The sequence below is a fragment of the Methylocaldum sp. genome, assembly GCF_039794385.1.
Lineage (GTDB): Bacteria > Pseudomonadota > Gammaproteobacteria > Methylococcales > Methylococcaceae > Methylocaldum.
On record NZ_JBDIVO010000010.1, the window covers coordinates 1 to 25,141 of the forward strand.

27 protein-coding genes and 2 pseudogenes are annotated in these 25,141 nt (G+C 59.5%); 12 read left to right on the top strand and 17 right to left on the bottom strand.

Going from position 1 to position 25,141, the window contains the following annotated elements; translation table 11 throughout:
• From ABJK70_RS01755 to ABJK70_RS01775, 5 genes and pseudogenes are all read right to left on the bottom strand, one after another.
• Positions 1-208: pseudogene (locus tag ABJK70_RS01755) on the bottom strand (exosortase family protein XrtM); the annotation flags it as partial.
• A gap of 17 nt (positions 209-225) precedes the next feature.
• On the bottom strand, positions 226-432 hold the full coding sequence (locus ABJK70_RS01760; protein ID WP_156882067.1) for a hypothetical protein: 207 nt from the start codon (positions 430-432) through the stop codon (positions 226-228).
• A gap of 217 nt (positions 433-649) precedes the next feature.
• Positions 650-796, bottom strand: a pseudogene (locus ABJK70_RS01765) (IS5/IS1182 family transposase); the annotation flags it as partial.
• A gap of 43 nt (positions 797-839) precedes the next feature.
• Positions 840-980: a hypothetical protein gene (locus tag ABJK70_RS01770; RefSeq protein WP_156882066.1), complete on the bottom strand. Its 141-nt coding sequence runs from the start codon at positions 978-980 to the stop codon at positions 840-842.
• Positions 981-1,209: 229 nt separating this feature from the next.
• Positions 1,210-3,408 carry an ATP-dependent RecD-like DNA helicase gene (locus ABJK70_RS01775; RefSeq protein ID WP_347257310.1) on the bottom strand — a complete coding sequence of 733 codons (2,199 nt, stop codon included), beginning with the start codon at positions 3,406-3,408 and terminating at the stop codon, positions 1,210-1,212.
• Positions 3,409-4,138: 730 nt separating this feature from the next.
• Between ABJK70_RS01775 and ABJK70_RS01780 the strand changes: the two genes are divergently transcribed.
• Positions 4,139-4,822, top strand: coding sequence for an SOS response-associated peptidase (locus ABJK70_RS01780; RefSeq protein ID WP_210024073.1), 684 nt, complete (start codon positions 4,139-4,141; stop codon positions 4,820-4,822).
• Between the two features lie 175 nt (positions 4,823-4,997).
• On the opposite strand, the gene ABJK70_RS01785 is transcribed toward ABJK70_RS01780, so the two are convergent.
• From ABJK70_RS01785 to ABJK70_RS01805, 5 genes are all read right to left on the bottom strand, one after another.
• Positions 4,998-5,564, bottom strand: coding sequence for a Uma2 family endonuclease (locus tag ABJK70_RS01785; protein ID WP_086135694.1), 567 nt, complete (start codon positions 5,562-5,564; stop codon positions 4,998-5,000).
• A gap of 146 nt (positions 5,565-5,710) precedes the next feature.
• Entirely contained in the window at positions 5,711-6,118 is a 408-nt protein-coding gene (locus ABJK70_RS01790; protein ID WP_347257311.1) for an AP2/ERF family transcription factor, read from the bottom strand.
• A gap of 168 nt (positions 6,119-6,286) precedes the next feature.
• Complete coding sequence (locus ABJK70_RS01795) at positions 6,287-6,766, bottom strand: HAD domain-containing protein (RefSeq protein ID WP_156881409.1); 480 nt, start codon at positions 6,764-6,766, stop codon at positions 6,287-6,289.
• On the bottom strand, positions 6,763-7,161 hold the full coding sequence (locus ABJK70_RS01800; RefSeq protein ID WP_156881408.1) for a DUF4326 domain-containing protein: 399 nt from the start codon (positions 7,159-7,161) through the stop codon (positions 6,763-6,765). The genes ABJK70_RS01795 and ABJK70_RS01800 overlap by 4 nt, the downstream gene beginning before the upstream one ends.
• The gene (locus tag ABJK70_RS01805; protein WP_210024060.1) at positions 7,158-8,021 is read right to left on the bottom strand and encodes a phage Gp37/Gp68 family protein; all 864 of its coding nucleotides are present in this window, start codon (positions 8,019-8,021) and stop codon (positions 7,158-7,160) included. The genes ABJK70_RS01800 and ABJK70_RS01805 overlap by 4 nt, the downstream gene beginning before the upstream one ends.
• 61 nt (positions 8,022-8,082) lie before the next feature.
• On the opposite strand from ABJK70_RS01805, the gene ABJK70_RS01810 reads away from it, so the two are divergent.
• Complete coding sequence (locus ABJK70_RS01810; RefSeq protein ID WP_156881407.1) at positions 8,083-8,376, top strand: type II toxin-antitoxin system RelE/ParE family toxin; 294 nt, start codon at positions 8,083-8,085, stop codon at positions 8,374-8,376.
• 3 nt (positions 8,377-8,379) lie between these two features.
• The gene (locus tag ABJK70_RS01815; RefSeq protein ID WP_086135699.1) at positions 8,380-8,691 is read left to right on the top strand and encodes an addiction module antidote protein; all 312 of its coding nucleotides are present in this window, start codon (positions 8,380-8,382) and stop codon (positions 8,689-8,691) included.
• A 314-nt stretch (positions 8,692-9,005) separates the two neighbouring features.
• Here ABJK70_RS01815 and ABJK70_RS01820 read toward each other — a convergent pair whose 3' ends face one another.
• From ABJK70_RS01820 to mobI, 3 genes are read right to left on the bottom strand one after another with little or no spacing between them, the layout of a single operon-like run.
• Positions 9,006-9,155 (bottom strand): hypothetical protein, encoded by a 150-nt coding sequence (locus tag ABJK70_RS01820; RefSeq protein ID WP_156881406.1) that lies wholly within the window; start codon positions 9,153-9,155, stop codon positions 9,006-9,008.
• Positions 9,140-10,825 carry a BRO family protein gene (locus ABJK70_RS01825; RefSeq protein ID WP_210024061.1) on the bottom strand — a complete coding sequence of 562 codons (1,686 nt, stop codon included), beginning with the start codon at positions 10,823-10,825 and terminating at the stop codon, positions 9,140-9,142. Before ABJK70_RS01825 ends, ABJK70_RS01820 begins: the two co-directional genes overlap by 16 nt.
• Positions 10,826-10,827: 2 nt before the next feature.
• Positions 10,828-11,397, bottom strand: a complete 570-nt coding sequence (gene mobI / locus ABJK70_RS01830; RefSeq protein WP_210024062.1) for a conjugative transfer protein MobI(A/C) — start codon at positions 11,395-11,397, stop codon at positions 10,828-10,830.
• A 643-nt stretch (positions 11,398-12,040) separates the two neighbouring features.
• Between mobI and ABJK70_RS01835 the strand changes: the two genes are divergently transcribed.
• The 5 genes from ABJK70_RS01835 (at position 12,041) to ABJK70_RS01855 (ending at position 19,525) form a co-directional block, all read left to right on the top strand.
• A complete protein-coding gene (locus ABJK70_RS01835; RefSeq protein WP_156881404.1) occupies positions 12,041-13,033 on the top strand; it encodes a PRTRC system protein D in 993 nt (330 codons plus the stop codon).
• On the top strand, positions 13,026-13,268 hold the full coding sequence (locus ABJK70_RS01840) for a hypothetical protein (RefSeq protein ID WP_347257312.1): 243 nt from the start codon (positions 13,026-13,028) through the stop codon (positions 13,266-13,268). The genes ABJK70_RS01835 and ABJK70_RS01840 overlap by 8 nt, the downstream gene beginning before the upstream one ends.
• Before the next feature lie 63 nt (positions 13,269-13,331).
• On the top strand, positions 13,332-14,318 hold the full coding sequence (gene traF, locus ABJK70_RS01845) for a conjugal transfer protein TraF (protein ID WP_156881403.1): 987 nt from the start codon (positions 13,332-13,334) through the stop codon (positions 14,316-14,318).
• Positions 14,315-15,751 (top strand): conjugal transfer protein TraH, encoded by a 1,437-nt coding sequence (locus ABJK70_RS01850; RefSeq protein WP_347257313.1) that lies wholly within the window; start codon positions 14,315-14,317, stop codon positions 15,749-15,751. Before traF ends, ABJK70_RS01850 begins: the two co-directional genes overlap by 4 nt.
• A gap of 9 nt (positions 15,752-15,760) precedes the next feature.
• Positions 15,761-19,525 carry a conjugal transfer protein TraG N-terminal domain-containing protein gene (locus ABJK70_RS01855; RefSeq protein ID WP_245245619.1) on the top strand — a complete coding sequence of 1,255 codons (3,765 nt, stop codon included), beginning with the start codon at positions 15,761-15,763 and terminating at the stop codon, positions 19,523-19,525.
• Positions 19,526-19,543: 18 nt separating this feature from the next.
• On the opposite strand, the gene ABJK70_RS01860 is transcribed toward ABJK70_RS01855, so the two are convergent.
• Positions 19,544-20,233, bottom strand: a complete 690-nt coding sequence (locus tag ABJK70_RS01860) for a cold shock domain-containing protein (protein WP_156881402.1) — start codon at positions 20,231-20,233, stop codon at positions 19,544-19,546.
• Between the two features lie 186 nt (positions 20,234-20,419).
• On the opposite strand from ABJK70_RS01860, the gene ABJK70_RS01865 reads away from it, so the two are divergent.
• Together ABJK70_RS01865 and ABJK70_RS01870 are read left to right on the top strand one after the other, a co-directional pair.
• Positions 20,420-20,677 carry a type II toxin-antitoxin system Phd/YefM family antitoxin gene (locus tag ABJK70_RS01865; RefSeq protein WP_240506754.1) on the top strand — a complete coding sequence of 86 codons (258 nt, stop codon included), beginning with the start codon at positions 20,420-20,422 and terminating at the stop codon, positions 20,675-20,677.
• Positions 20,677-21,099, top strand: a complete 423-nt coding sequence (locus ABJK70_RS01870; protein WP_086132927.1) for a type II toxin-antitoxin system VapC family toxin — start codon at positions 20,677-20,679, stop codon at positions 21,097-21,099. Before ABJK70_RS01865 ends, ABJK70_RS01870 begins: the two co-directional genes overlap by 1 nt.
• Positions 21,100-21,216: 117 nt before the next feature.
• On the opposite strand, the gene ABJK70_RS01875 is transcribed toward ABJK70_RS01870, so the two are convergent.
• From ABJK70_RS01875 to ABJK70_RS01885, 3 genes are read right to left on the bottom strand one after another with little or no spacing between them, the layout of a single operon-like run.
• A complete protein-coding gene (locus tag ABJK70_RS01875; RefSeq protein ID WP_139840973.1) occupies positions 21,217-21,867 on the bottom strand; it encodes a FlhC family transcriptional regulator in 651 nt (216 codons plus the stop codon).
• A 48-nt stretch (positions 21,868-21,915) separates the two neighbouring features.
• Positions 21,916-22,239: a flagellar transcriptional regulator FlhD gene (locus ABJK70_RS01880; RefSeq protein ID WP_156881400.1), complete on the bottom strand. Its 324-nt coding sequence runs from the start codon at positions 22,237-22,239 to the stop codon at positions 21,916-21,918.
• Positions 22,240-22,260: 21 nt separating this feature from the next.
• Complete coding sequence (locus tag ABJK70_RS01885; protein WP_086132928.1) at positions 22,261-22,830, bottom strand: transglycosylase SLT domain-containing protein; 570 nt, start codon at positions 22,828-22,830, stop codon at positions 22,261-22,263.
• 313 nt (positions 22,831-23,143) lie between these two features.
• Between ABJK70_RS01885 and ABJK70_RS01890 the strand changes: the two genes are divergently transcribed.
• Positions 23,144-24,073: a hypothetical protein gene (locus ABJK70_RS01890; protein ID WP_139840974.1), complete on the top strand. Its 930-nt coding sequence runs from the start codon at positions 23,144-23,146 to the stop codon at positions 24,071-24,073.
• 117 nt (positions 24,074-24,190) lie between these two features.
• The gene (locus tag ABJK70_RS01895; RefSeq protein ID WP_210024063.1) at positions 24,191-25,105 is read left to right on the top strand and encodes an ABC transporter substrate binding protein; all 915 of its coding nucleotides are present in this window, start codon (positions 24,191-24,193) and stop codon (positions 25,103-25,105) included.
• Positions 25,106-25,141: the final 36 nt, after the last annotated feature.

Here is a 25,141-nt window from a genome sequence, read left to right on the forward strand (position 1 = left end):
AACTGTCCCGGTCGTGGCGCAGGGCGTAATAGAGTCCGACGATGCGGGTCTGGTTGAGCGTGTAGATCAGCAGGCTTCCCCCTAACAGCCCCTGGAGTTTGTGTCGGAGGCGGGCTGGAAAAACGAGGAAGGCGGCGACGAGGAGCAGCAGGGTTTCGGTGCCTTCGCAGCCGTTCAGGACGTTCAGCCGGGCCCAGGGCGAGACCAATCGGTGCCCCTCCGCGATCACCCTTTCGCCGGGATCAGCCAATCGATCAGGGCGGCGCTCGGCCGCACCGTGAGCGTATCGATGAGAAGCCGCTCCAGCGCGCCGCCGCGAGCGTCCTGGTACAGCCACTGCAGGCCGCCATAGAGCAATAAAAACCGCAGCGGCAAACTGCGACAGCGGGGCCAGCCGCCGCGGAATGGGCGAATCGGTAGGGCGCGAATCATCGGGAGCATAACGATTGAGTGGAAAGCCAAGATACTGCTGGTTGGCAAGGGCCACGCGATGACGCAGCCAAGGATAGGCATCCCATATGACAGGCCGAAGACAGTCTGATCGGCAGCGTTTATGTCTAAACCTAACTTTAGAGCCTGTAAAATAGCCGGAACGCAGTAATGACGGGAAGCATGCAAACGGCAAAAGAATTCACAACCACCTTCGGGCGCGCACTAACCAGCGCAGGCCATTGAAGATCTCACGCAAATCGTGCCGGCGTTGCGGCGCGTCCGCCTTCATCAAGGTTAAATAAGACGCGACGAAGGTCCATTCGTCGTCCGACACATCGCTAGGATAAGGTTTACGAGTCATCATGCTCGTAATAACCACTTCTCCAGCAGAAAGGTCATAACACGCTCTATTCGTTCGGATTCGCCGCGAGGGCCGGCAAGCGCGGGACGAAGATCCTAATGAGGGCTCCCCCCGGTTCGTAGCCGGCGCAGATCTTGTCGCGGACGTTGCGGGCCGCTTCGAGCTGGCCGGGATCGTCGGTGGTCAAGGCACTGAGGCGGCTCGGTAGGACTCGACCGCCTGGTCCAGATCGTCGATGCCGAGGGATATGTCCCGGCCCGCAGCGCCAATCTCGGCGCGGCACGGCACGGCTGCCCTCGTCGCCGGCACTATCGGAACGCATCGCGGCGGGAGGGAGAAACCGTCTTCGAAACGTTGCCGAAATTCGGCGAAGAACCGACGCACATGGTGTCGATGCCGGTGCGTCCCCATAGGTATCAAGATATTATTGTTTCGAACACGGCCAATCGTTCTGCCAGCCGCGTCACTCGCTTCTTCGCCTTCCAACTCCGTACGGCCATAGCCAACGCTTTCGGTTCCGCAATCACCACTACCAGTTTTTTCCCGCGCGTGACCGCGGTGTACAACAGGTTTCTTTCCAAAAGCATGTAGTGCTGCAGGGCGAGCGGGATGACCACGGCCGGATACTCGGAACCTTGGCTCTTGTGAATGCTGGCCGCGTACGCCAGGGCTATCTCGTCCAGTTCCGAGAGGTCATAAGTGACTGTGCGGCCATCGAAATCCACTGTTAAGGTGCTTTCTTCCTGATCGATTGTAGTGATGCGGCCAATGTCGCCGTTGAAGACGTCCTTGTCATAGTTGTTCACCATCTGAATGACTTTATCGCCCGGCGCGAACGTGGTTCCGAACTTCGTCACTTTGGGCTCGGCCTGACCATTGAGCAATTGTTGGAATTCGATGTTCAACGCGCGCACGCCCAAGCCGCCGCGGTTCATCGGCGTGAGCACCTGAAGATCGTTGACGGGGTGAACACCGAATCGCAGCGGAATGCGTTCGACAACCGCCTGAATGAGCTTCTTCCGGACGTCCTCGGGCGATTCAGCCTCAATGAGGTAGAAGTCGCTGGCTTCGCCCTTGGGCGTGGCGACCGGCAATTCACCTCGGTTAATCCGGTGGGCATTAACGATGATTCTGGACTCTTGCGCTTGGCGGAAGATCTCGGTGAGCCGGACGGTGGGCACAGCCTCCGAAGCAATGAGGTCGGCGAGCACGGCGCCGGGGCCGACGGAGGGCAGTTGGTCCACATCCCCGACGATGAGGAGGCCCGCAGCATCCGGCACCGCCTTGAGAAGCTGATTCATCAGGACCACGTCCACCATCGAGGCTTCGTCGATCACCAGCAGGTCGGTTTCCAGCGGGTTTGCGTCATTCCGCTTGAACCTGAATTCCTTCGGATCGAATTCAAGGAGACGATGCACCGTCTTGGCCTCGAGCTTAGTGGTTTCGGTCATCCGCTTGGCCGCCCGTCCGGTCGGAGCGCACAACAAGACACGGACTTTCTTCGCCCGGAGAATCCGCAACACGCTATTGACCAGGGTGGTCTTGCCGACTCCCGGCCCGCCGGTGATGATGGTCACCTTATTGCCGAGCACCGTCGTGACGGCTGCCCGCTGCGATTCGGACAGGGTTAGCCCGGTCCTCTCCTCGACCCAGGGAATCGCCTTGCCGGCATCAATCTCACCCCAGGGTGACACGCCCTCGAGCAGACGTCGGATGTGGTTCGCACAGCCCGTCTCGGCGCGGTACAGCGGCGCCAGGGACAAGATCTCGCCATCCGGCGTGGTTTCCCCGATGAGATTGTCCGCCTCCAATTCGGCGCCGATAGCTTGCTCGATGATCGCTTCCGGGACTTCCAGGAGTTGGGCGGCCATCGACACCAGCGTCTCCCTCGGTGCCGCACAGTGTCCCTGCTCCGACCAGAGCTGAAGGGCATGGCGTACGCCGGCCTGGGCGCGAATCAGAGAGTCCGATGGGATGCCGAGCTTCTGAGCGATGATGTCCGCGGTCTTGAAGCCGATGCCCCAGATATCCAGCGCCAGCCGATAGGGATTTTCGGTGACCTTGAGAATCGATTCATCGCCATAGGTCTTGTAGATACGCACAGCGCGGGATGTGCCAACCCCGTGCGATTGCAGGAACACCATGATGTCCCGGATGACCTTCTGTTCGGCCCAGGCTTCGACCACTCGCATGCGGCGCTTGCGGCCAATGCCCTCAAGCGTCTCCAACCGCTCGGGCTCCTGCTCGATCACCTCGAACACCGCTTCACCAAACGCCTTCACCAACTTTTTGGCGAAGTGCGGGCCGATCCCCTTGACCAGCCCGGACCCGAGATACTTCTCGATACCTTCCAGCGTAGTGGGCGGGACGACCTTGAGGTGATGAGCCTTGAATTGCAGCCCATGGGTCACATCATTGACCCAGCGCCCTAAACATTCGATGAATTCGCCCGGCGAGACCGAAGCGGCCGAACCGATCACGGAGACCAGGTCGCGCTGCCCCTTGACCTTGACCCGCAGCACGCAGAAACCGGATTCCGCACTGTGGAACGTCACGCGCTCGACCGCGCCGGACAGCCGTTCGTAGGATGGGGGGTCGGTTTCCTGAAATGACATGGAAGTCGTCATGGCTACTTGGACAAGCAAGCGGCTCAAATTTTTATCAGCTTAACACGCTGACGAAGCAGAAACCTGGAACGCGACCAACCGGAATCTGGAGCGTTCAGGCCAAGGAGGATGTCAACTCAGTTTGTCCACGTCGACGTAAAACAGGCCCGCATGGATCAGGTATTCTGGACTCAAATCCCCTGGTCAGGCTCAGACCCACTATTGGCCAGCGGTCAGCAGTCGCCATCCGCTTATCCTGGTGGGGCTTTCCTGCCTACGTGCGGTAACATCCGCAAAAGCTCGTATAGAAGACGATGCAGCGCCGAGCGAGAATATAGTCACGCTGGACACAGGACCTCGCGCCAGCCTAAAGGGAACAAGCCCGAGACAGACGGGTATTCGCTGAGAAGCGAAACGGATTGGAAGAAGGGCCATCGGATGGCCCTTTTTGCTGCTCACTGTTTGGTCTTCTATTCAGTTCAATCATCTACAGTGACTGGAACTGTGAGGGCGTGAGCAGATTGCTGGCGGATAACAAAAGGCCCGGCTGTGGGGTGGAAAGCCGGGCGTGTGCCGCGTTGTCGTAAGTTCAGGCGCAAGCGCATTTTATAAGACAACAGCGCGGTTAATTGAAGGTTAGACCAGCTTCGGTAAGTTGCAAGCCTACGATCATGGCCGCTCTGGTTGAGTGGCCGCATCCTAGGTGACCGCTTTCCCCAGACAGCATACACTCTCCTTCATGTGCGGACGCTTTACCCAATACACCGATCCCAGACGACTGGCCCGGCAGTTCGAGATTTCGGAAACCAAGATCCGGGTTTTCGATATCCGGCCCCGCTATAACGTCGCGCCGACGCAGCCTGTCTTGGCCGTCCGGTTGGATCATGAGGGCGAGCGAGAGCTGGTCCCGCTGACCTGGGGCCTTCTGCCTTTCTGGGCCAAAGAGTCCAAACTGCCCTACTCCACCATCAATGCGCGGGCGGAAACGGTGGCCGACAAACCCGCTTATCGGCAGCCGTTTCGGAAGCGCCGCTGCCTTATACCCGCAGACCTTTTTTATGAATGGAAAGCGGAAGGAACGGGCAAACAACCCTATGCTATCGGACTCGAATCCGGGGAACCATTTTCCTTGGCAGGACTGTGGGACCGCTGGGAAGGCGACGGACAGACGATCGAATCCTGCACGATCATTGTGACGCAGGCCAATGCCCTCATGGCGACGATCCACGACCGCATGCCGGTGATCTTGCCACCGTCCGCCTATGACGTGTGGCTGGATCCTAAAACCCCGTTGGAAACCGCCCAGGCTCTCCTACAACCGTTTACAGCCGAACCCATGCGGCTTTATCCCGTAAGCCGGCGGGTAAACAGCCCGAAGAATGACGATCCCACGCTGGTGGAGCCGCTTGCCCAAGCGATCTGAAGGCAATCGGGCGAGTTCCACCGGCCGTTAGCCCGGTCGTCGAACCGGCGCCAAGCATCGCCTCGTAGGCCTGCAGAGCATGTGCCTGACGCCGCCCAGGGAGCGGCGAATCGTACCGATGCATCCCCAGCGTGGTTATCGGCCAAAACCGTGGATCAATCACACCGTCGTGGACTTATTCAAACAGATGAAACGCTACCGCCTCGAACGGCGGCGCCTGGATCGCCTCGCCCGGCCCGAACCGGCCGATCGGGCGAAAGCTGCCGCCGTCGAGGATCAGCGCTTCGAGCCAGGGCGCGTCAGGCTCGATCATCCAGACGAAGGGGACACTGTGGCGGGCATACAGCGGAAGCTTTTCGTTCAGGTCGTAATCGCGGCTCGTGGGCGACAGCACCTCGCAAATCCAGTCGGGCACAACCCGGAACCGATGATCCTCCGGCATCGAGGGAAGCCGCTCGCGCCGCCAGCCCGCCAAATCCGGCACCGTTACTTCCGCATCGAGGACGAAGTGAACTTCCGGTTCGTCCAGAATCCACCAGCCGCCCGGACCTCCCACACCGTCCTCGAACGGGTCGCCCAACCTTCGGCCAAGCACACTGGCGCTATGAATGTGTTTGCCCCTGGGGCGCGGCAGCGCGTGAAGACGGCCGTTGACGAGTTCCGCCGTGTAGCCGGCCGGCACCGCTTCCAGGTCGGCGTAAGTTGCAGGGCCGGTAGAGACGAAATGGACTCGGGCACTCATTTGGAGTCAACCATTCGAAACGTGGGCGTTAGATATCATTGTATCGAGGATCGGGACTTATTCAGAGTTTCCTGCGGCTTTTTCGGGGCTTCCGCACATCTACGAATACAAACCGGAACTCGCACGTGCAACGTCGATGACACGACTCACCCTGCTTGGTCGATGTTCTTCAACCAGTGCTGCAACCACTCTGGCGGTGGCGGACAGGTTTTTGGCACCGGGTGACCGGTCGCCTGTCGTCGCACCTTGGCAGCCAGGCGGTACGCACCCTCGTAGCCGTACTTCCGAATTGAAAAAGACTGCTTGGCCTGCCGACCATCCCGGATAAATCGCGCGGTCCAGCAAGCTTTCGAGGGACGTTCGCGGCAATCCACAGTCACGGAAAGTCCGACATAGCCGTCCTGATTCCGCCGGTCGCGCGCGTGGTAACCGACTTTCGTGGCCGGTGGTATTCCATAAACCACGACCATTTCGTCGCGAAACCGCTGGGCGGCATTGAGAGCTCTCTCTGGTCCGCCATGGACGCTGTCCGAGAATAACCGTGAAGCGACCATCTTCCCGTCCCAATAAACTCGTACCCACCACCCGCATGTGCTTGTGTCGAGCCGGGTGATGAAGCGCATCGGTTTCGATGATTTTGATCCAGGCCGCCGGGTCCGAGACCTCGCCCTTTCCGGCTCGATCGAGCGTTCTCCTTTCAATTGACTGTCTCGATGCATTGACTATGACCCTGTCCAAGGAGAATGAGTCCACGCTGCAAGGCGGTCCGCCAGCCTCCTCCGGCCGACTTCGTCCAAGGCCTCATTTCTAGAGAGCAAGATGAGCTGCGGGCAACCCGGCACGAACAGTGTTCCGTCGTCATCAATAGCGAGCCAGCGTTCGATGCCAAACGAACGACAATACGCCTCGATCTCCCGTTGTCGAGAATACGGTCCGGGAAGGACCGCTGTCGCCCCGATCAAGCGATCTCGGAATCCCGCCGAGAAATAGTCGAGAAGTTCGTCGAACGGCTCCCCTTCCCGCCAGTTTGATGAAATGACGATGTCGATGTCCGGATAGCCCCGCAGGGTCGCTTCGAACGCCGGCAGGTACCGGAACGTCGCCGATTGGCTGGGATGGAGCACACCGTCGAAATCCAGGAATAGCGCGAAGGGCTCCGGTCTGCGAATGCAGATGGGCAGGAGGCGATGGATCGGGTTCATTGATCGGTCGTCCGGTCCTGCGAATCCGGCCGCTTCTGAGCTTGAGGCGCGAGATCAGACCCGGCAGACCCCGCGATTTCAAGCAGCACGGCGGCATGGCAGTCGTCGGATTCGCCCGGCTTCGGCAGCGGACACCAGCACGCGAGGTTCTTGCCCCAAAGCTCGCGACGCACGTCGGCGGCCGTGAAATCCAGCCGGCCGGCCTCGAGGTCGGCCCGGAAGTCCGCTTGCGCACGCTGGCGCCGCTCGTCAACCGGCCACTCTCGAGGGTAAGCGTCCAGCGGATGCGGGTTGCCCCATCGGGTCGAGCGGTCCACCTTGACGGTATTCGGCGGCATACGCCAACCCTTGGTACGGCGAAGTTGCACGCGGAATGGCGTGGTCGGTTCGTTCATCGGCGCGGCTCCGGGATCTGGTTCCATTCGCGTCCGTCGAGCAGGCGGCCCGCGACTTTCCTGCCCGCCCGGCAGAGGCGTGTGCCGTCGACATCGATCAGCCGTGCCGTGCGCGGATACGGTTCGGCCTCGAATAACGGCGCCCACTCGCCCCATTGCTTGAAAAAGAAAGCGGTCTCTAAAGCGGCGCATTCGTCACGGAGCGCCCGCACCCAATCCGGACGCATCGGCCGGGCGTGTGCGCCGGACTCGCCGCCGACGATGACCCAGTCGAGCCCGCGGCCTTCACTCGCAAAAAGCGGCGTTAAGCCAATCGCTCCAAGCAGCGGCTCGACGCTCAGTCCGCGGACCCGTGCCGGCACGGCCAACAACTTCGGAATGTCGCGGCAGGCCTCGGCCTGATTGCAGACGGTGATCAGCAGCCAGACGTTCGGGTAACCCCGCGGCCCCCAGTCGGGCGGCAGCATCCGAGGGGCATTGCCGATGCGCTTCGTCACGAGTATCCAATCCAGCCAGGGCGTGGACCGAATCAGCGCCCACAGATCGGCGCGCCAGCCGTCTGGTACTTCGTTGTCGAACACGTCCGCCAGCGACGCGCAGAAAACACGCGGTCGGGTGCCCGTCGCCACTGCCTCGCGGTTCCACTTCAAGGGCGTGCTCCAATAAGTCTCGCTGGTTCTCCGGCGTGGCCGGGAGGGTCCCCAGGTTACGAGGCCGCTCCGCTTCGCCCAGGTCTCGGCGTAGCAGTGGTCGCAGGCCAGACTCACCTTCGTGCAACCCACCCAGGAGTTGAAGGTGTGCGTGGTCCACTCGATCTTGCTGTGCTCGCCCATACTCTCGGCCGAAAAATTAAAGACCAAAAGGATTGTCGTTTGTGAACCATGGTTGACACGCGCTTCTGTGTCAACTATAAATCACACTATGGAACTCATCAAGAGCAGTACCTTTGATCACCGGCTACGCGGTTTGAAGGATCGCCGTGCCGTGGCACGCATCCAAGCACGGTTGGACCGTCTTGCAAGCGGAAATCCAGGCGACATTAAGCCGGTCGGCGAAGGTATCTCGGAAATGAGGATCAACTACGGACCCGGATACCGGGTTTACTTTATGCAGCGCGGGCCGGTCGTTGTCGTACTGCTTTGCGGTGGCGACAAGTCCAGCCAGGACCGCGACATTGCCTGCGCCAAAGTCATCGCCGCACAGTGGAAAGATTGAGTTATGAGCAGCGAAACCTTCAGCCGTTACGATACGGCCGATTATCTGGAAACCGAAGCGGATATTGCCGCCTACCTGGAAGCCGTTATTGAAGAGGGCGGCGACGATCCGGCCTTTATTGTCCACGCGCTTGGTGTTGTCGCCCGCGCGCGCAATATGAGCCAACTCGCCCGCGACGTGGGAATGAGTCGCGAAGGCTTGTATAAGGCTCTATCCGGGCAAGGAAACCCCAGCTTTGCCACGGTGGTGAAGGTGGCTCATGCCCTGGGGTTGCGGGTGACGTTCCAGCCTGAGACGCCGGCCGCCTGCAACTAGACATGAACTCTCCCGCCGCTAAACCGCTGGGGCGGTTGTAGCGGGGGTTTCCGGCCTTGCGGCTTTTGCTTCCTGGTTCCGCGTCCTCTGCGTCCGGCCGTTTCCGGCCGGACGGCTTACCGGGGACTCCCCAGGCGTGACTTCGGACCGTTCCGGCCCTAGTTTCCGCTCAGTCTGCCGGCGCAGGGCGCAGCGCGTGCGGCGCGGGGGTTGGTATTCCCCCGACAACAGCAGCCGTACGCCCCGGCGATCTGCTGCCTGAAACTCTTCGCGTCTCGCCCAACGTACAGAAGCACGGCTTCACGCAAGCGAAGCTACCCAAGCATCGTATCCACGGACACTTCTCGCGCTCGTTGAAGCTCGGTTCGTAGCTGGACGACGAATTGCTCCAGGCGCTGGATTTTCTCGATCAGCGCCGTTTCGACGACGGCATTTGCGATTTCACTGTTCAGCCGATCTGCCATGCCCGAATCGCCTCCACCAATTCCTCCAGCGCACTCACGACCTTTGCCTTGGCGTCCACCATCTGCTCGGATGGTTTTTCCCAACGCGGCGCGTATCTTTCGTATGCGGCTTCCAGGAACTCTTCCACACGCCGTTTCAAGCTTTCTATATCCGTCTGCGGATAGGTATTGTTGATGCGCGGCACATCCTCCAATACCTTGGCCAGCTTCGACTTTAACAGGCTGTACTGGATATGCGGTTTCGACACCAACACACGCGTTACTTGGAGACCGAATCTACCCACCATTCTCACGGTATCGCCAACATGTTTGGACGGGACGCTCGCGGAGCACAACATCGTGCCGCCACTCGAAAGTCCAAACAACATTACATAGCCGCCCTGGACGGCGGGTATGTCGAAGATTTTCAGTTGCTGATTGGCCGGAGGGCCGTCGTAGACCCAGAGGTCGAGCAGAGAACACGAAGTGGACGATGCGTCGGACGTCCTGGCTTTACTTCCATCATAACGGCCGGTCCTTCGGATGGCCGGGAGCACTTCACCGGCAAGCCACTTCTGGAACGGGATGGCCTTGGGCTTGTCCGAGCGGGCCAGGAAGAAGTACAAGCCTTGTTCGGAAAGGACGGCCATATCCTGTGCCCCGGAGGGGGTCACAACGGATGTGACCCCACGCCACTCTTCAGGGACATGTGCAATTCTCTGCATTCCGTTCCAGGAATACCCCAACGCCTCCGCCACATCCTTAGCGACCACCCATAGTTCGTCCCCGGTCCGGATCACCCGGATGTCTTTGTCATCGAAGCGGAAAGGGGACGCCGGATTTTGCTGAACATCGAGGCCGCTCGACGCACCGGACTCCGTACTCCCTTCGGCCACGTATTTATCCGCCTCGACGAGGCGTTCGCCAGTGATGCGGCGTTCACAATCGATGAGGTGCCTCCGCACCCTGCGGCCTTGTTCGCTTCGTTCAAATGCCGCGACTTCTTTGGCCATGTCCAGCGTAAGGTGATAATCCTTGCCGCGGCGGTCACCGCCGCGGCCTTTTTGATTCCTCGAATTCGGGGAATCAATCACGATGTAATCGTTATCCTCCTCGAAGCCATACTCGGAAATACGTTCCTTGATCCACGTCGAGAAATCCCGCCCCACGGCCAGAAACCGGTGCAAATCCCGCGCATTACACACCAGGTGCTCGATTCCGCCGATCGTCGCGGTGAACACGGGAATCAGTGGTCCGTTCCAAGGAGATGCCTCCGCGGTTGCTGTCTCCGACTCATGGATTGGATTGCGTTGCTCGCTCGTCCGCCCCGGCACAGCCGGCGACACCGACATCCGTTCGAGCGAGGGCAACAGCTCAGTCGCCACCCATCTACGAAACGGCTGTACGGCTTTCGGATTCCGGCCGGCGCGAATCAGCGCGCGAAGACCGGCCTCGTCGACCACGGTCAGCTCTGTGTGGCCACTTGGTTCGTTCTTCGGGACTACGGTGCTTTTTCGCCTGTCGTCGATCCCGGCCAGCGCCATCGGACAATCGCCAAGGCCGAGCGCGGCGCACACATCCACGGCCACGAACCAATTCCGTCCTTCCCGGCGGATCACCCGCACGTCCAGATTGCCACCAAACGAGAAGGCTATCGCCGTCTCCACCAAGTTGCGTTCGTTTTCACCCATCGTCAAGCCCCCTCCGTTTCGGTTTCTTTCGCCTCCGCCGATACCCGCTGCGCCGCCGCCTGCATCGCCTCCATGGCGGTGAACCGCGCGCCGCGCACCTGTTTGTCGTAAGCCACCAAAGCGTCGCGGATCCCGATCAGGAGGTCCATCTGCTTGCGGATTTCGGCGAAAGCCGTCTCGACTTCGGTCACGAGTTCCGCGACCCACTCCGGCTCGCCGTTCAACATCCGATCCAGGGGATATTGGTAGCTGCGGCCCCGCGCGTAGGTCTTCCGCGCGATCGACCGCCGCTGGCCGTCCAGGCGCATCACCCCCATTTCGTACCATTCGATGGAAAAGGCGCCCGTGTCCCGAGTCTTGAGCCGCACTCCCAGCGAGCCACGAGCGTGCAGCTTCTGGCCGACGCGCCCGTCTTTCAGCCGGGCCCAGTAGTCGTCGACCAGGAACTTCGCTTCCCGGCGCAGCGCGTCGAAGCGTTCCGCAAGCCAGACATAGGCCGGCTCCGTGCCCGTGACGACGGGCGGTTCGGCCGCGGTCCGATTGGTCTCTTGCATAAGGTTGGAATTACTCATGGCGTCACCTAACTGTCCTATCTGGTTGGAACCGACCCATTCGGTTCCAACGGGTTTTCCAGCGTCGCTCCGCTCGTTTTCCGTCGTGGTCCCAATGTTTGGGGACCGACATGGCACTGACAACTTTTGTTGCCTTTTCACCCGCTTCGAGGCGGCTCCCTTACGACCCTAACCCCCAATCGGCCACTTGCAAGGGCGTTCTCAAATCGGCCGTTGACGCATCCTCCTTTCAATACTCAGGTCTATTCGCCCGGTTCCAACGACGTGGATTTTCGGACGGGCGCTCGGCAATCGGTCCTTGCCCCACGGTTCTCACAATGCGTTCCGTTCAAGCTTGCGATCGGCGGAAAGGCGCTGTCCAAAACACGATACCCCACAGGATGAAAAGCGGCGCTGCACAAAAACGCCAAAATCCGAACTTTGTGAAACGCCACTCCGATTTCCCGCCGCTATAGTGAGCGAAATACTGGAAACGCTCTGAAGACGCCTTTCAACACCTTTCGACGTTTTACGACGCTCTTGGTGTTGATTGGCGTCGTTGATACCCAGTAAGCAAGCTTCAGACACGTCGATTCGACGTTGTTGAACGTGTTTCGACACATTTCAACGTGTCGCGACACCAATCAACTTCTCGGAGAAAAAAGTGATTGTTGCCGTCGATATCGGATACGGAAACGTGAAGTATGCCTGGAGGCGCGACGATGGAAGCCTGGCTGCCGGGCATTTCCCTTCGATCGCCGCCTTGTCGGTCGCTCGAGAATTAAACGACGGGGCAACAGACGGGCTAAATGTCGTCCGGATCGAGATCGGGCACGAGTGTTACGTGGTGGGCGAGGACGCTGGGCTTGCCTTGGCTGGCCACGAATCGGGGCGAATTCTGAACCGCGGCTATCACGACTCAAATCCATATCTCGCCCTTTTCCGAGGCGCTCTCACCTACCTTGGAAAACCACGACACGTCGATCTCGTTGTGACTGGGCTCCCCGTCGAATACATCCAAACTAGCCGGGATCGGCTTGAGAAACGGTTGGTTGGCGAGCACCCGTTGCCGGACGGATCAATAACCCATATCAGACGCGCCTGGGTCATTCCTCAGCCGGTCGGCGGTTTTCTGCATCACGCCATTGGCCACGGCGTTTATCAGGACCTTCGTAACAGTCTGTCACTGATCGTCGATTGCGGTTTCTTCACCGTTGACTGGATCGTGGCAAAGGGGCTCAAAGTTGCGTTCGAAAGGTCTGGAAGTACACCAGGCGGGGTTTCCCAGATCCTGGTCAAGTTGACGCAGGCGGTTAGCGAGGAGATCGAGGAACCGTTCAACGACGTCGCTCGGTTGGATGAAGCCGTGCGAAACGGGTATCGCATGGACTTGTACGGCCGCCCGTACGATTTCGGGCATTTGATGCCGCGAGTACGGCCCGTCATGGATCAGGTTTGCCAACGTCTGCTTGATACAGTGGGCACGATGAGCGACATCGGCACCGTTGTCCTTGTTGGCGGCGGCGCTGCGCTTTATCAGGACGCCATACGGAAAATTTGCAAGCGCAATCCTCTCGTCCTGGTCAAGGACCCGATGCATGCGAACGTCAAAGGATTTTACCTCGCCGGCGAGGAACGACTTAAAAACGATGGGTAAGCCTATTCGTTTGAATCTTTTGATTCGTCAGGACACTGACCCTGAGTTGTACCGCTATTTGTCAGCGTTGCCTCCACGCCGGCGTTGCGACCGTTTCCGGCTTCTTGCCGAGAGGGGGTTGACCATGGAAACCACCGGCGCACGTCACCTCGACCCGGCCGGTCAGGTACCGATACATGAGAGCAGCGGCGCCGATACCGGGGACCTCGGCAACGATCTCGCCGAATTGTATTAAAAGTCCGTGTTTTCCCAATTTTTTGCAGCGTCGGCCTCTTTCTTTTTCTGGAGAATTCCCAATATGCGTATGCATCGGAACACCCTCCTCTGGTTGGCGTTATTCCTCGGGGAGCCTTCGGCCCACGCCCTGGATGATTTATTCGGGGATGGGCCGTCCTTTTTTGAGGACCATGCCAGAGGCTGGTTCTGGTACGAGACCCAGCGCGAGCCGGATCTCACCCCCGAGCCGGAGCCCCCGCCTAAGCCGCCTGAACCGCCGCCGGCCTCGGCACCCGTGCCGGCCAAAACCACTCCATCCGAGGAACCCGTGCCGCTATCCGCCGAGTGGTTCCGGAAAAATCTCGACCGCTACCGGGACCGGGCCATCGACCACCCGACGCCGGAAAATGTCGCTGCCTACTATTACCTGCAGCGAGTGATGATGGACAAGGCCCAGCGCTTTACCGAAGTAGCGCGGCACGTTGTCATGTCCGATCCTTACCTGGACGAGACCGTGCGCCGGCCGATTGCTACCTATGCAGTCAACGAGGCCAACCGGCAGTCTGGTCAAGCGGCGGGCGAGCTGCTGAACGAGATCGCCACGCAAGCCGGGATCCTGTTCTTTTTCCGCTCCGACTGCCCCTATTGCCATATCCAGGCTCCCATTCTCGCCATCCTGGAGCGCAATTTCGGTTTCACGGTCTATCCGGTGTCCCTGGACGGGAAACCCATGCCGCACGGGTATTACCCCACATTCAAGCAGGACCGGGGGCAGGCGGCCCGCCTGGGCGTCGTATCGACGCCCGCGATGTTTCTCATGAAGCCACCGCGCGAGATCGTCCTTATCGCGCAAAGTGCTCTGTCTCTCGAAGAATTGACGGGGCGCATCCTTCTCGCCGCAAAAGAGGCTGGCTGGATCGACGACGTACGTTACCAGAACACGCGTGGACTCCGTCCAGCGCCGCTGCTTGTCACCGACTCCGCCGGTATTCCATCCGATGCCCTCGATGATCCTGTTCGCCTGATCGAAGTGCTGCAACTACCAGCAGACGTAAGGAGCTTTCCGTGAAGACCGCCTCTTCGTTTTCAATTTCCGTCGCTCTGATCCTCGCCATGCTGACGCCACTCCCCACCTCGGCGGGTTTGCAGGATGAGCTGGACGGGATGTTCGACACCCTGGTCAACGTGACCGAACCGACCGCCCACTTCGGCCAGCGTCGTGGGGCCATCACCGGCGGTAGCCTGGTGATGCGTAACGGAATCACCAACACCAATTTGGTGAGTTTCGTGCCGCCCTCCTTCAGTGCGGGGTGCGGCGGTATCGATCTGTACGGTGGCTCGTTCTCGTTCATTAACTTCGACCAGTTCGTCCACCTCCTTCGGAATATCGCATCCAATGCGGCTGGTTACGCGTTTCAGCTTGCGCTCGGCGCGATGTGCAAGGACTGCCAGAACGTCATGAACTACCTCCAGCGGCAAATCCAGGAACTCAACCAGATGTTCAGCAACAGCTGCCGGCTCGCGCAGGGAATCGTCAACGACACGGTTCGCGCGTTCGAACTGCAAAAGCACGTCGAACTCTCCGAAGTCTCGTTCACGAAAGGCATCGCGGACGTTTTCTCGGCTTTCACGAACACGAGCACCGCCGGTGATCCGGTCAAACAAGTCAAGGAGAACGCCCCCGATGAAATGACCAAGGTGATCCAGGGCAACCTGGTCTGGCGTGCGCTCAAAAAGCATAACGCTGGCGCCTGGTTCCGCTTCGGTGGTGACGAACTGCTCGAAGCGGTGATGAGTGTAACCGGATCGATCATCGTCTCCGAACCACAAGCATCACCTGACGGCCAGGGCGAGAACACTCCGATCTCGGTCCTCCCCGAGATCCTCTCGATCCGCCATCTTATCAACGGTTCCGGCGATGGTCCGTACCAGAAAGTCAAGGTCTATCGCTGCGACGGCCACAACGAAGACGAGTGCCTCCATCCGGTTCCCCAAGACGTTTCGCTTACAGGGCTCCGCCAACGGGTCGCCGAGATCCTGCTCGGCTCCGGCAACGCCGGAGACGGTCTAATCCAGAAATTCGCCACCGGCGAGGGCGAGCTGACCGATAGCGAGAAGGCTTTTATGGAGACCGTGCCGAGCGCCATCGGCGGCATCCTCCGCAACCTTGCCCGCGAGGATGCCGGAATGGCGAAGCTGTTCGCGGACGAAGCTGGCCCCGTGATTGCCCTCGAACTGGCCCAGATCATCCTGAACGACATGATGGCCGCAGTTCGTGCGGCTGCCGCATTGGAAGACCATGCCTACGCCAAACGGCTCAACGACACCCTGACTCAGGCACGGGAAGCGGCCGCCGCCGAATACGAAGCCCTGTCCGGCCGGTATGGCAATCCGCAGACGCTCATGGCGTTCTACCAAAACCTAATGAACGCAGCCAAGGCCAGGAATTACGCCTCGAACGTCGCCGCCCCGGCGAACTCGCCCGCGTGGCCCGCTAAATGAGGACACGCCATGTTTGAAATCTTTTCCGTCGGGGACTCCGCCTACCTGGAGGCGGTGCTGAATGCCGTCGCCATGATCGCTCAGACCGGCGACTACCGGATGGCCGCTTCGGTGGGCGCGGTCATGGGCGTGATTCTGGTCATGATCCGGTCGCTGGTTCAGTGGGACGGCCGCGGCATCCGCTACCAGGACATGCTGATCGCCGTGGTCTTGTGGATGATCATGTACAGTCCGGCGGTCCGGGTCTCCATCGAGGATGCCTACACCGGCGATGTGCGGGTGGTGGACAACGTGCCGCTCGGCCCGGCCGCGGTCGGCAGCATTCTGTCGAACATGGGGTACCGCACGACCCGGCTGTTCGAGCAGGCCTTCTCGCTGCCCACGATGACCGAACACGGGTTCGCCGACACCCTGACCACGATCACCGCCGTTCGGAAAAACCTCCTCTCCCGAATGCACCTGGGCGGCGCCAATGCGCCGAGCGCCGGGGGCGACGTCGAAAACAGCGTGATCAATTACGTAAAGGAGTGCGCCCTCACCGGCGTGGATCTGAACCGGAAATCCATTGATGAAATCCTGCGGGACCCCGACCCCTTGAACGCCATCCGGTTCGACACGGCGATCTATACCACCGAGATCTATGTCGGCGGGCCGCCGCGCATCCTGACCTGCACCGACGCCTGGACACAATTGTCGGCTTATATCGACGACCGGTTCGTCCCGCTGCTGGAGGACTTGCTCACCGATTTCCTGGGCGTTCCGGCCCCCGCCGATGTTACGCCCAAGGTTCAGGACGCGTTCGATGCCTTGGCTGGCGCCGGCGCGGTCGACGCGCTCCAGTACATGAAGATGGCGGCGATCCTGCCGATGTTCGAGAAGGGCGTGGTCGGACGCCACGAGGATGCCATGCACTGGAACAAGGCGGCCATGGTGGAGCAGGCGATCCAGCAGCGCAACACGCAGTGGGCGGCCGAGGAAACCCTGTTCAACCGCATCGTCCGGCCGATGATGGCGTTCATCGAAGGCCTCAGCTACGCCATCGCGCCGATCATGGCGTTCGTGATCATGCTGGGCGCCTTGGGCGTCCGCATGAATGTCGGTTACTTCTCGATGCTGCTCTGGATCCAGCTGTGGATGCCGATCCTGGCCGTGGTGAACCTGTTTATTCAGATGGCCGCCTCGTCCAAGCTGGCCGCGCTGACCGGCGCGAATTTCAGCCTGCCGTCGATGTACGGCATCTATAAAATGGACCAGGAGCTTCAGAACTGGCTGGCGGTCGGCGGCATGCTGGCGGCCTCGACCCCGGCCATCACCCTGATGCTGATCTACCGGGGCGCGGTCACGGCGACCCACTTCCTTGGTCGGATGGACGGCGGCGACCACGTGAACGAGCGAATCGCCACACCGGACGTGATCGGCCCGGCGCCGGTCATGAACATTCAACCTATGCATCAGCAGGCACCGCTTTCCGGAGTCACACTGCACGGTGCCGAACGCGTACTCCCCACGTTTAACGCCGGGACCGATCTAAACACTGCGGTGTCCTCGGCCTATGCCGCGATGGAGCAGGCTTCTTCCAACTTTATGAGCAGTCTTCAGGAATCGGCGTCGAGAAGTTACAGTTTCAACACAGATGCCGCCGATTTAAACGCGCTTGCGACCAAAATTTCGAATAGTGCAAGCCACACCGATAAATTCCTCCTGTCGGTCGGTGAAGACTTAGCTCAGAAGTACAGCCATTCCCGGATATCCGGTGACCAGGTTGCTGCGGCTCTGGCAGGAGGGATCGGCGGCGACTTCGCACGGCACGGAAACGAATCCAGGGACCAGTGGTTCAAGCGTGTTTTGCCAAAGTTGGCCGGAGAAATCCAGTCGAATTTCAAAGTCGGCGCTGAAACATCAAACGCCATTGCTGCCGACATTCTTTCCAAGTGGGGGGAAGATCACGGTTTCCAAACCGGTCTCGAGCGCAGCCTGGTCACCGACGCGCAGCAGAGTACGCGCGACGTTGCGGCTTTCGGTCTGCAAAGCCAGGAACTTTCGACGCTTCAGCGCAGCGCGACCGACGCGCTGTCGGCCTCGGAAACCTACAACGAGACCGTGACCACGCAACGGCGATTCGGCGCGCAGGCGGCGTTCGGGGCGGCCGAAACCGGGATGAAGATCGCCCGCGACGCGGGCCTCTTCGAACGGCTCAGCCGGACCCTCGACCGCTATGGCCTGGTCGGCGATACCCAGCGCCTGGCGGCCGAATGGCGCGCGATCGGGCTGATCGCCGATCGGGATCAGGCCTATGCCGCCGCCGGCCTATCGCTGCTGACCGGATTCTCGGCGCCGCACTTCCGGTCGCTCGATGCCGAGGAAACCCGCAAGGCAGAGCTCGCCGGCTATCAACTTCTGGGCGACGTCTGGCACGCACCCTCGCCGGGCAACGATCTGAACGCCGGCCGCAACGCGAACCTCCGCGATGCCGCGCCTGCCTTCGGCGAGGTTCAAAGCCAGGTCGAGCAAGTGAATCTTTACGATCCCCGCGGCGATACGGCCGGCATAGAGGATCGTGTTCAAAGCCGAATCCGTCAGGAGCACGGAAGAGTCGCAAGCGGTGAGGCGTCGGTCAATAGCGCATACCACGACAATCTTGATGTCCTGCGACGCGAATCAAACGAAGCCCGTCGCGACATCCATGGTAAAAAGGCCGATCACTTCCGGGCGGAGATCGCCCGCGCGGCCAACGATTCTTCGCTAGCCGAGTTCGCCTATGATTATCTCGGTGGCGCGTTATACAGCATTGGCCAGAGTCTTTCAGCAGTTGGCGCAGGCGGGAAGAACTTGGGCGGACTCGGAGAGGACCTCAAGAGAACATACGAACATGCGTTGGCGGATGGTAAAAACCCGGCAGAAGCTGGCATTGAGGCGTTGGCAGGTCTACCCCAGAGTGCCGCGGCCAGGTTTCGGGCTGGCGTCAATCAATGGGTCGACGAGCGTGTCGCAGAGGTAGCCGATCGGCTGACGCCAGCTCAACAGGACTATTACCGGGCCGCGATATTTGAAACGTTCGCGGGACTTCCGTGGGCAAAAGCCGATCTCGGCACCGATATGATTGTCGGCATAAACCGGTTATTGATCGAATCCATGCCCAGTTCCGAGGTTTTCCGCAACGCCGAACGCGGCCTTCTACAGGAAAACCCGGAAACGGGTGAAGATATCGCCCAACTCCTCCGTCAGGCTGCGACGCAGCACCGCCCCGACCTCATCGATCTCGTCGGCAACTACAATCGAGCGACGGGTTCGGTGGCGAATCCGACATTGAACGCTGTAACCGGATCAAGGGTCCATTCTGTCCCAACGGGAAGCGATCCGGTTTTTATGCCGGAGCATCCAACCCCGCCCGATCTGGCGCCAATCTTCAATGAAATGGAAAGCCGATACGACCTGCCGCCCGGATTGCTCGAACGGATGGCGGGTGTGGAATCGAAATTCAATCCGTCCGCCAAGTCCCCGAAGGGCGCGGTCGGCATCATGCAGCTGATGCCCGCCACCGCCAAGCGTTTCGGCGTTACCGACCGGACCGATCCACGCCAGTCCATTGAGGGTGGCGCCAAGTACGTTCGGTGGCTGTTGGATCATTTCCAGGGCGACCTTGTGCGAACCGTTGCTGCGTACAATGCGGGCGAAGGCGATGTCGAGCGATACAACGGCATCCCCCCGTTCCCTGAAACGCAGGACTACGTGCGCCGCGTTCTTGGGGACCAATGGGTAGCAAGGAGCGATTAACGGGAGGTGATGAGGTCCTTAATAGTCGAGTTCCTGCTGTATACCTAGGAACTCGCTCTTTATCACGTCTTTCATTTTCCAATCAAAGATATAATCGTTCTGCCTTTCAGTTGGCGACACTTTCGCGCTTGCGGTTTCATTTCCGTGCACATAGATCCACTGCTCCGCTGGCCGGGTTGGTTGCGTGCTCTTCTCCACACCCAACAATCGCCATGCTAAAGTCACGATTGACCGGCAGAACGCGCGCACGAGCTTGATCAGAAAATCAGCGACGAAGACAACCCAGAGAATGACCACAATTCCAAAAACGCGATCGTAGTGATTCTCTCGAGCAGTTGCTCCCATATACAACATCACCACCGAGCACAGAATTACACGCAAAAACGACGATCCGATTGCCCCCCGTTCACGCTTAAAATGCGATACTGAAATTTTCCCGTTCGTCCGGTCGATTTCAAACAAAGATGCCGGATCTAGCCTCACATTGACCGCGCGCGGCCCTTTCTGGTGATCCTGTGGATCGAACAGAACGAAAGCGCCGGTTTTCGGCGTGAAGCCTGGCGCAGCGTCGGCGAAGTGGAAGAAGCGGTCCACGCCATCTCTACCGGTGATAAATCCGTAGCCCTTCTTGTTTGAGAACCACTTAATCACACCGTTGCTTGGAAGGGTGTCTAACGTGCCTAACTGAGCGGGATCCGGTTTGTCCATTGCACCAATCCACAGAACTTCGCCGTAACGACAATCAGAGTAAAACCCTTTTGGGAATGAGGGCAAGCCGCCCATCCCCTTTATTTACATAGTACGACGCCGAGGCGGCGTCGAACCACGGGGCCAATTGTGGTCCGCGCCGGCATATAGTAACATATCTACATAAATGATTCCGAACAGCGTTACATGATGACCATCACCACTGTATCCAGTCGAGAGTTCAACCAAGACGTAACCCGTGCCAAGAGGGCCGCCGAACATGGCCCCGTCTTCATCACAGATCGGGGCAAGCCATCACATGTGCTGTTGAGCATCGAGGAATACCGCCGCCTCACCGGTAAGCGCCGGAACATCGTTGAAGCGTTGTCGATGCCAGGACTCGCCGATATCGAAATCGAGTTTCCGCGCTCGCGCGAGCTTCCCCGACCGGCGGACTTTGATTGATGTTTCTGCTCGACACTAATGTCGTTTCCGAACTGCGCAAGGCCGGCGATGGCAAGGCCGATGCCAACGTCACGGCGTGGCTGTCAGGCGTAGACGCGGCGAGCTTATACATCTCCGCCATCACCGCCATGGAGCTTGAGCTAGGCATTCTCCGCGTCGAGCGACGCGACGCCGCTCAGGGTGAGAAACTACGCACGTGGATGCGCACCCGCGTTCTTCCCGAGTTTGTCGAGCGGACGTTGCCGATTGATGCGGCTGTAGCGTTGCGCTGCGCCCGGCTTCACGTACCCGATCCGCGTTCCGAACGGGATGCGTACATCGCGGCTACGGCGCTCGTCCACGGTATGACCGTTGTAACGCGGAACTTGGCCGACTTCGAACCGACTGGCGTTCGCCTTCTCAATCCTTGGAACAAGGCCTGAAGTGCGTGAGCCATAGCAGAGCGCCAAGTACGAGTGACTGCCAAACGCGTTCTTCAATCGAACTAACGGCTTGAGCTGGCAAGACCATTATCGGCCGTCGGTCGCCGATTCCGGACGCTAAGCCGCCATCTCATCATCCGCAGGCGCAACATCGCCTGCGGTCTGAGGAAGCTCGCTATCGAGCACCGGCAACTCCACGACATCGTCGCCCATCGAAAAGCTGGCGCCCCGTCTCTTCGCAAACCCCAACGCGCAGTATTGGCATACCGGCGGAAGTTTGCAATCCTCGATGACCAGATACTCGCCGTGGCAATCCGGACAGTGGCGGAGATGGGCCAGGCCGCAGCGCAATGCTTGAGCGAGCACCCAGGCTTCCGTGATATTGGCGGGTCTGACTTTGCCGAACGGACGGCGGAACCGTAACGCGTTCGGATAGCACTCATGAAACAGATCCCAGGCCGCTATCACCGCCTTGGCATCGACGCTTTGCCGGTTGTCGAGCGCGCTTGCCTTCAGGTACAAGGACGCAAACGCCGACAAATAAACCATGGATGCCCGATTATTCGGGATCGACTGGATCCTGGGGCTCGGTCCCGATGGCGGTCCTTCCCCTTGGTGAATGCATCGGTGCATCTCGCGCAGTTCCTCCACCGTGAGACTCCTGACCGCTTGAAATACGTAAGGAATTCTCAGTCTACGGACAATCAGCTCGCATGCCAGTTTCTGGTCTGCCAGTCTATCAGTGAAGCTGAGTGATTCATCACACATGCGAAAACCTCCCGGAGAACTCGGGGTGCCGTTCAACTGGCAGCTAGTTCATTGGCGGGCGGGAACGCCGTTGCTGCCGCCCCCGACCAACAGAATGAGCCGTCTTGCGCTGTCCTCATCACTGAGCTTACTGCCGCCCATCAAGATTTCCCGCCAGCACCCGGGGGAGAAACGCGGCGCAAAGCACAGCATGTCCCTCTGAGCGATGGTTTGCAGCCGCCGGATAGGAATGGCCGGAAGCAATCGGACGGCATCAGGTGTCAGACCCAGCTTGACCATGGCCTGATGCGGGCGGCCGGACATCACCATTTCCCGGGCTTTGATCAGGTATCCAAGATTCATTTCGTAGATGTCAGTGTTATCGGTTTCCATTTCTTCACCTCCTAAAACAACTTAGAACAGCGTTTTCAGCAACGCCGCAACCGCCAGGACCTTCCGTCCATAGCGAAGCGCGGCATCCACGTTCTCCCAACTGTGGTATCGGCCGATACCCAATACGAGATTGCCTGGCGTGGAACCGATGGCCTCGGCCAGCACGTCGGCTCCGATGCGGATATTGGTCGTGGGATCCAGCAGCTCCTCAGGCTGCGTGACACGATGCCCGTTCCAGCGGACACTGACCTGCATCAGCCCGACGTCGATATTCGAACTACCGTTGGCCAATGCAGTTTTCAAGATGGTGTGAGCTTCCGCCCTGGATTTCGGAAGGATCGAACGCCCCGCTAGGTTGAGCGCCCACGGCCAGGGCTTTGCGAGGGACTGATGGATGCGTTTTGATTCCATCAACGCGACGGCGTAGAGTATGTAGGGATCGAGACAGCGCGATGCGGCGATCTCCCACCAGATGGTCTCTTGAATACGGTGATCGCCAACCTGGCGTATGTCGGAATCCGCCTCCCCGATTTCCCGTATTTGCACCGGATCCTGAGCCCAGTTGGCCAGTGGGAACAGGAGAAAAGCCATTACAGCCGCGCATGCGCGGCTTCTCTTTCCATGGCGCGCGCATGGCAGGCGAAACAGGATCGATCCAAGAATCCAAGCGTGACTCAGAAAACGTTCCCCACCCATCCCATGTCCCCAGTAATCGACTACTTTGTCCGTTTCGGACAATCAGGCATGACTTGCCCTAATTTCCTTCTATAATCAAAAACCGTTAGGCGTGTAAGGTCGGAATTTACCACAATAGAAATTTAATACAATTATTTTTATTTGTGAATTTTTGTATATGACGACATCTCAACCTTCCCGGTCTCAGTCGGATGCCGCTATTCCTGGCTTGAGTGTACTATCCGACGACGGTCGGATCATTACCGGCCGAATGGCGGTCGCGGACTGGATCGCCGTGCTCAACCATCCCCGCCAGCGGGATAGCGATCGCCATGCCCGCGCTCGGCATTGGGCGGAGGCTCGGCACGCCGAGGGCGCCGTCCTCGATCATCTCGGGCATGTGAAAGCCGCTCTGCTGAATGGCGTTCTGTACAAAATCGATGGCCACACGCGAGCGCTGCTGTGGACACGAGGAGAACTGCCAACCCCGACCGAAGTGCACGTGACGGTATATCGTGTCACCTCGCGCGCGGAACTGAATGCGCTCTACGGAACGGTCGACGCCGAATCGGCCGCTGAAAGACAACAAGACAAGATCTCCGGCGCGTACCGGGAAAGCGGACTCGTTCTCACCTCCACCCGTCTGAAATCCGGCATGATCGGGTCCGCGCTCAATATTGCCTTGCGCGGCCTCGTGCGCCGTAATCAGCCACGCGACGCCAAACCCATCGACGTTTATCGGGCCGTTCACCTGTTCCGACAGGAATTGGAGATCCTAGACCGTCTCGATCCTCCGAACGACTTGTTCCAAACGGGTCTGATCGCCGCTGCATTGCTTATGCTGGCGTTGAAGCCGCGCTCCGAAGATTTTTTCCGTGCCGTGGCCACGCGATCCGGCAACATGCGCGGCGGCCGCGCCGATCCGGTTCAGGCGGTCATCGAACTCGTGGCGCCTTTGCTCAGAACCGGACGAGCGCGAAATCAATTGGAGCAGGAAGACCTGTGCGCTCGGTCTCTTCGGGCGGCAAAAATCTGGTTAGGCGGCGAACGCTCGCGCGATTACTGGATGCTGAACAAACCACGCGCGGAAACCATCTTGGACTATTGCCAGAAGGTAAAGGCATTAAAGGGTGTGTCACTCGATGATCCCGATCTCTGATGGGTTCGTGCTCAACGCCAACTCGGCGATGGACGGCGGACCCGCCAAGCTGAAACACCATCAATCCGGGCTGGACCGCGCTGCCAGGCCTCTTTCCAATGGCATGCGGCGTCAACCGTGCGGTGGTTGAAGACCCTGGGTTGCCTATTCCTTTTATGTTTCCTCGCGCGCATCCCGGCCGGTGCCGCCGCGCCACCCATTGCCGTTATCGTCCCGATAGCCGAAGAGCCTGTCGGCCGGTTGTATGAGTCGATTCTGTCCGGCATCCGGACCCGATCGTCAGCCGAGGTGCTTAGGATCAACCCCCGTACCGAAGCGCGGGATGCCCTGACCTGGGTTGCCGGCGTTCATCCAACAGCGATTATTTTGCTGGGCCGGCCGGTCTACGACCAGCTTTATTCTCGATTGGCGGCTGTTTCGACGGTTCCCGTGCTCGTCGGCGGTGTTTTCTTTCGGAGCGGAACGGAGTCACCGGAAGGCATCGATTTAACCATTGAGCCGCTCGCCTTCCTGTCCCGGGTGAAGCAGCTGATGCCCAATCTCAGACGCCTTTATACCGTCAAAACACGCAGTGCTTCGCCGATGCTCGTTGATGCCGCACGTCGTGCGGCCAATACCCACGGGTTGGCGCTTGATATGGTCGACGGGACTACTCCGCAGTCCGAAGGGCTGGCGTATTGGTCCGCGCTCGACCGAGCCAAATCCGGCGAAGACGCGGTATGGATCATGCAAAATACAAGTGTGGTCGAAACGCTGTTTCCGCACCTGATCGAACGCTCGTGGTATCGAAAAATTCCGCTGTTGTCGGTTAGCGGCGAGCATGCCGAGCTCGGAGCCCTCATAGCCGCTTATCCGGATTACGAGGCCATGGGGGCACGCCTAGCTGAGCTCGCCCTCAATAAACTCCATTCACAAGGACCATGGCGTGAAATGGTGAAGGATCTTCGATTTTGGATTAACGACCGGGTGCGTGCACACCTCGGCATTAATCTGCCCCCTGCACTGGCTCCTGAAGTGACACGAATCCGTTAGCTGGAAGGTTGCATCTCTGCAATGGTATGCGAAAAA

Excerpts from the sequence above, each read along its gene's own strand:
- ABJK70_RS01800 (WP_156881408.1), bottom strand. The coding sequence starts at position 7,161 with ATGAACGAACCGACCACGCCATTCCGCGTGCAACTTCGCCGTACCAAG.
- ABJK70_RS01870 (WP_086132927.1), top strand. The coding sequence starts at position 20,677 with ATGTTTCTGCTCGACACTAATGTCGTTTCCGAACTGCGCAAGGCCGGC.
- ABJK70_RS01825 (WP_210024061.1), bottom strand. The coding sequence starts at position 10,825 with ATGGGTGAAAACGAACGCAACTTGGTGGAGACGGCGATAGCCTTCTCG.
- ABJK70_RS01780 (WP_210024073.1), top strand. The coding sequence starts at position 4,139 with ATGTGCGGACGCTTTACCCAATACACCGATCCCAGACGACTGGCCCGG.
- ABJK70_RS01885 (WP_086132928.1), bottom strand. The coding sequence starts at position 22,830 with ATGGCTTTTCTCCTGTTCCCACTGGCCAACTGGGCTCAGGATCCGGTG.
- ABJK70_RS01875 (WP_139840973.1), bottom strand. The coding sequence starts at position 21,867 with ATGTGTGATGAATCACTCAGCTTCACTGATAGACTGGCAGACCAGAAA.
- ABJK70_RS01815 (WP_086135699.1), top strand. The coding sequence starts at position 8,380 with ATGAGCAGCGAAACCTTCAGCCGTTACGATACGGCCGATTATCTGGAA.
- ABJK70_RS01785 (WP_086135694.1), bottom strand. The coding sequence starts at position 5,564 with ATGAGTGCCCGAGTCCATTTCGTCTCTACCGGCCCTGCAACTTACGCC.
- ABJK70_RS01760 (WP_156882067.1), bottom strand. The coding sequence starts at position 432 with ATGATTCGCGCCCTACCGATTCGCCCATTCCGCGGCGGCTGGCCCCGC.
- ABJK70_RS01810 (WP_156881407.1), top strand. The coding sequence starts at position 8,083 with ATGGAACTCATCAAGAGCAGTACCTTTGATCACCGGCTACGCGGTTTG.
- ABJK70_RS01860 (WP_156881402.1), bottom strand. The coding sequence starts at position 20,233 with ATGGACAAACCGGATCCCGCTCAGTTAGGCACGTTAGACACCCTTCCA.
- ABJK70_RS01775 (WP_347257310.1), bottom strand. The coding sequence starts at position 3,408 with ATGTCATTTCAGGAAACCGACCCCCCATCCTACGAACGGCTGTCCGGC.
- ABJK70_RS01840 (WP_347257312.1), top strand. The coding sequence starts at position 13,026 with ATGGGTAAGCCTATTCGTTTGAATCTTTTGATTCGTCAGGACACTGAC.
- ABJK70_RS01855 (WP_245245619.1), top strand. The coding sequence starts at position 15,761 with ATGTTTGAAATCTTTTCCGTCGGGGACTCCGCCTACCTGGAGGCGGTG.
- ABJK70_RS01880 (WP_156881400.1), bottom strand. The coding sequence starts at position 22,239 with ATGGAAACCGATAACACTGACATCTACGAAATGAATCTTGGATACCTG.
- mobI (WP_210024062.1), bottom strand. The coding sequence starts at position 11,397 with ATGAGTAATTCCAACCTTATGCAAGAGACCAATCGGACCGCGGCCGAA.
- ABJK70_RS01795 (WP_156881409.1), bottom strand. The coding sequence starts at position 6,766 with ATGAACCCGATCCATCGCCTCCTGCCCATCTGCATTCGCAGACCGGAG.
- traF (WP_156881403.1), top strand. The coding sequence starts at position 13,332 with ATGCGTATGCATCGGAACACCCTCCTCTGGTTGGCGTTATTCCTCGGG.
- ABJK70_RS01790 (WP_347257311.1), bottom strand. The coding sequence starts at position 6,118 with ATGGTCGCTTCACGGTTATTCTCGGACAGCGTCCATGGCGGACCAGAG.
- ABJK70_RS01865 (WP_240506754.1), top strand. The coding sequence starts at position 20,420 with ATGATGACCATCACCACTGTATCCAGTCGAGAGTTCAACCAAGACGTA.
- ABJK70_RS01820 (WP_156881406.1), bottom strand. The coding sequence starts at position 9,155 with ATGGCAGATCGGCTGAACAGTGAAATCGCAAATGCCGTCGTCGAAACG.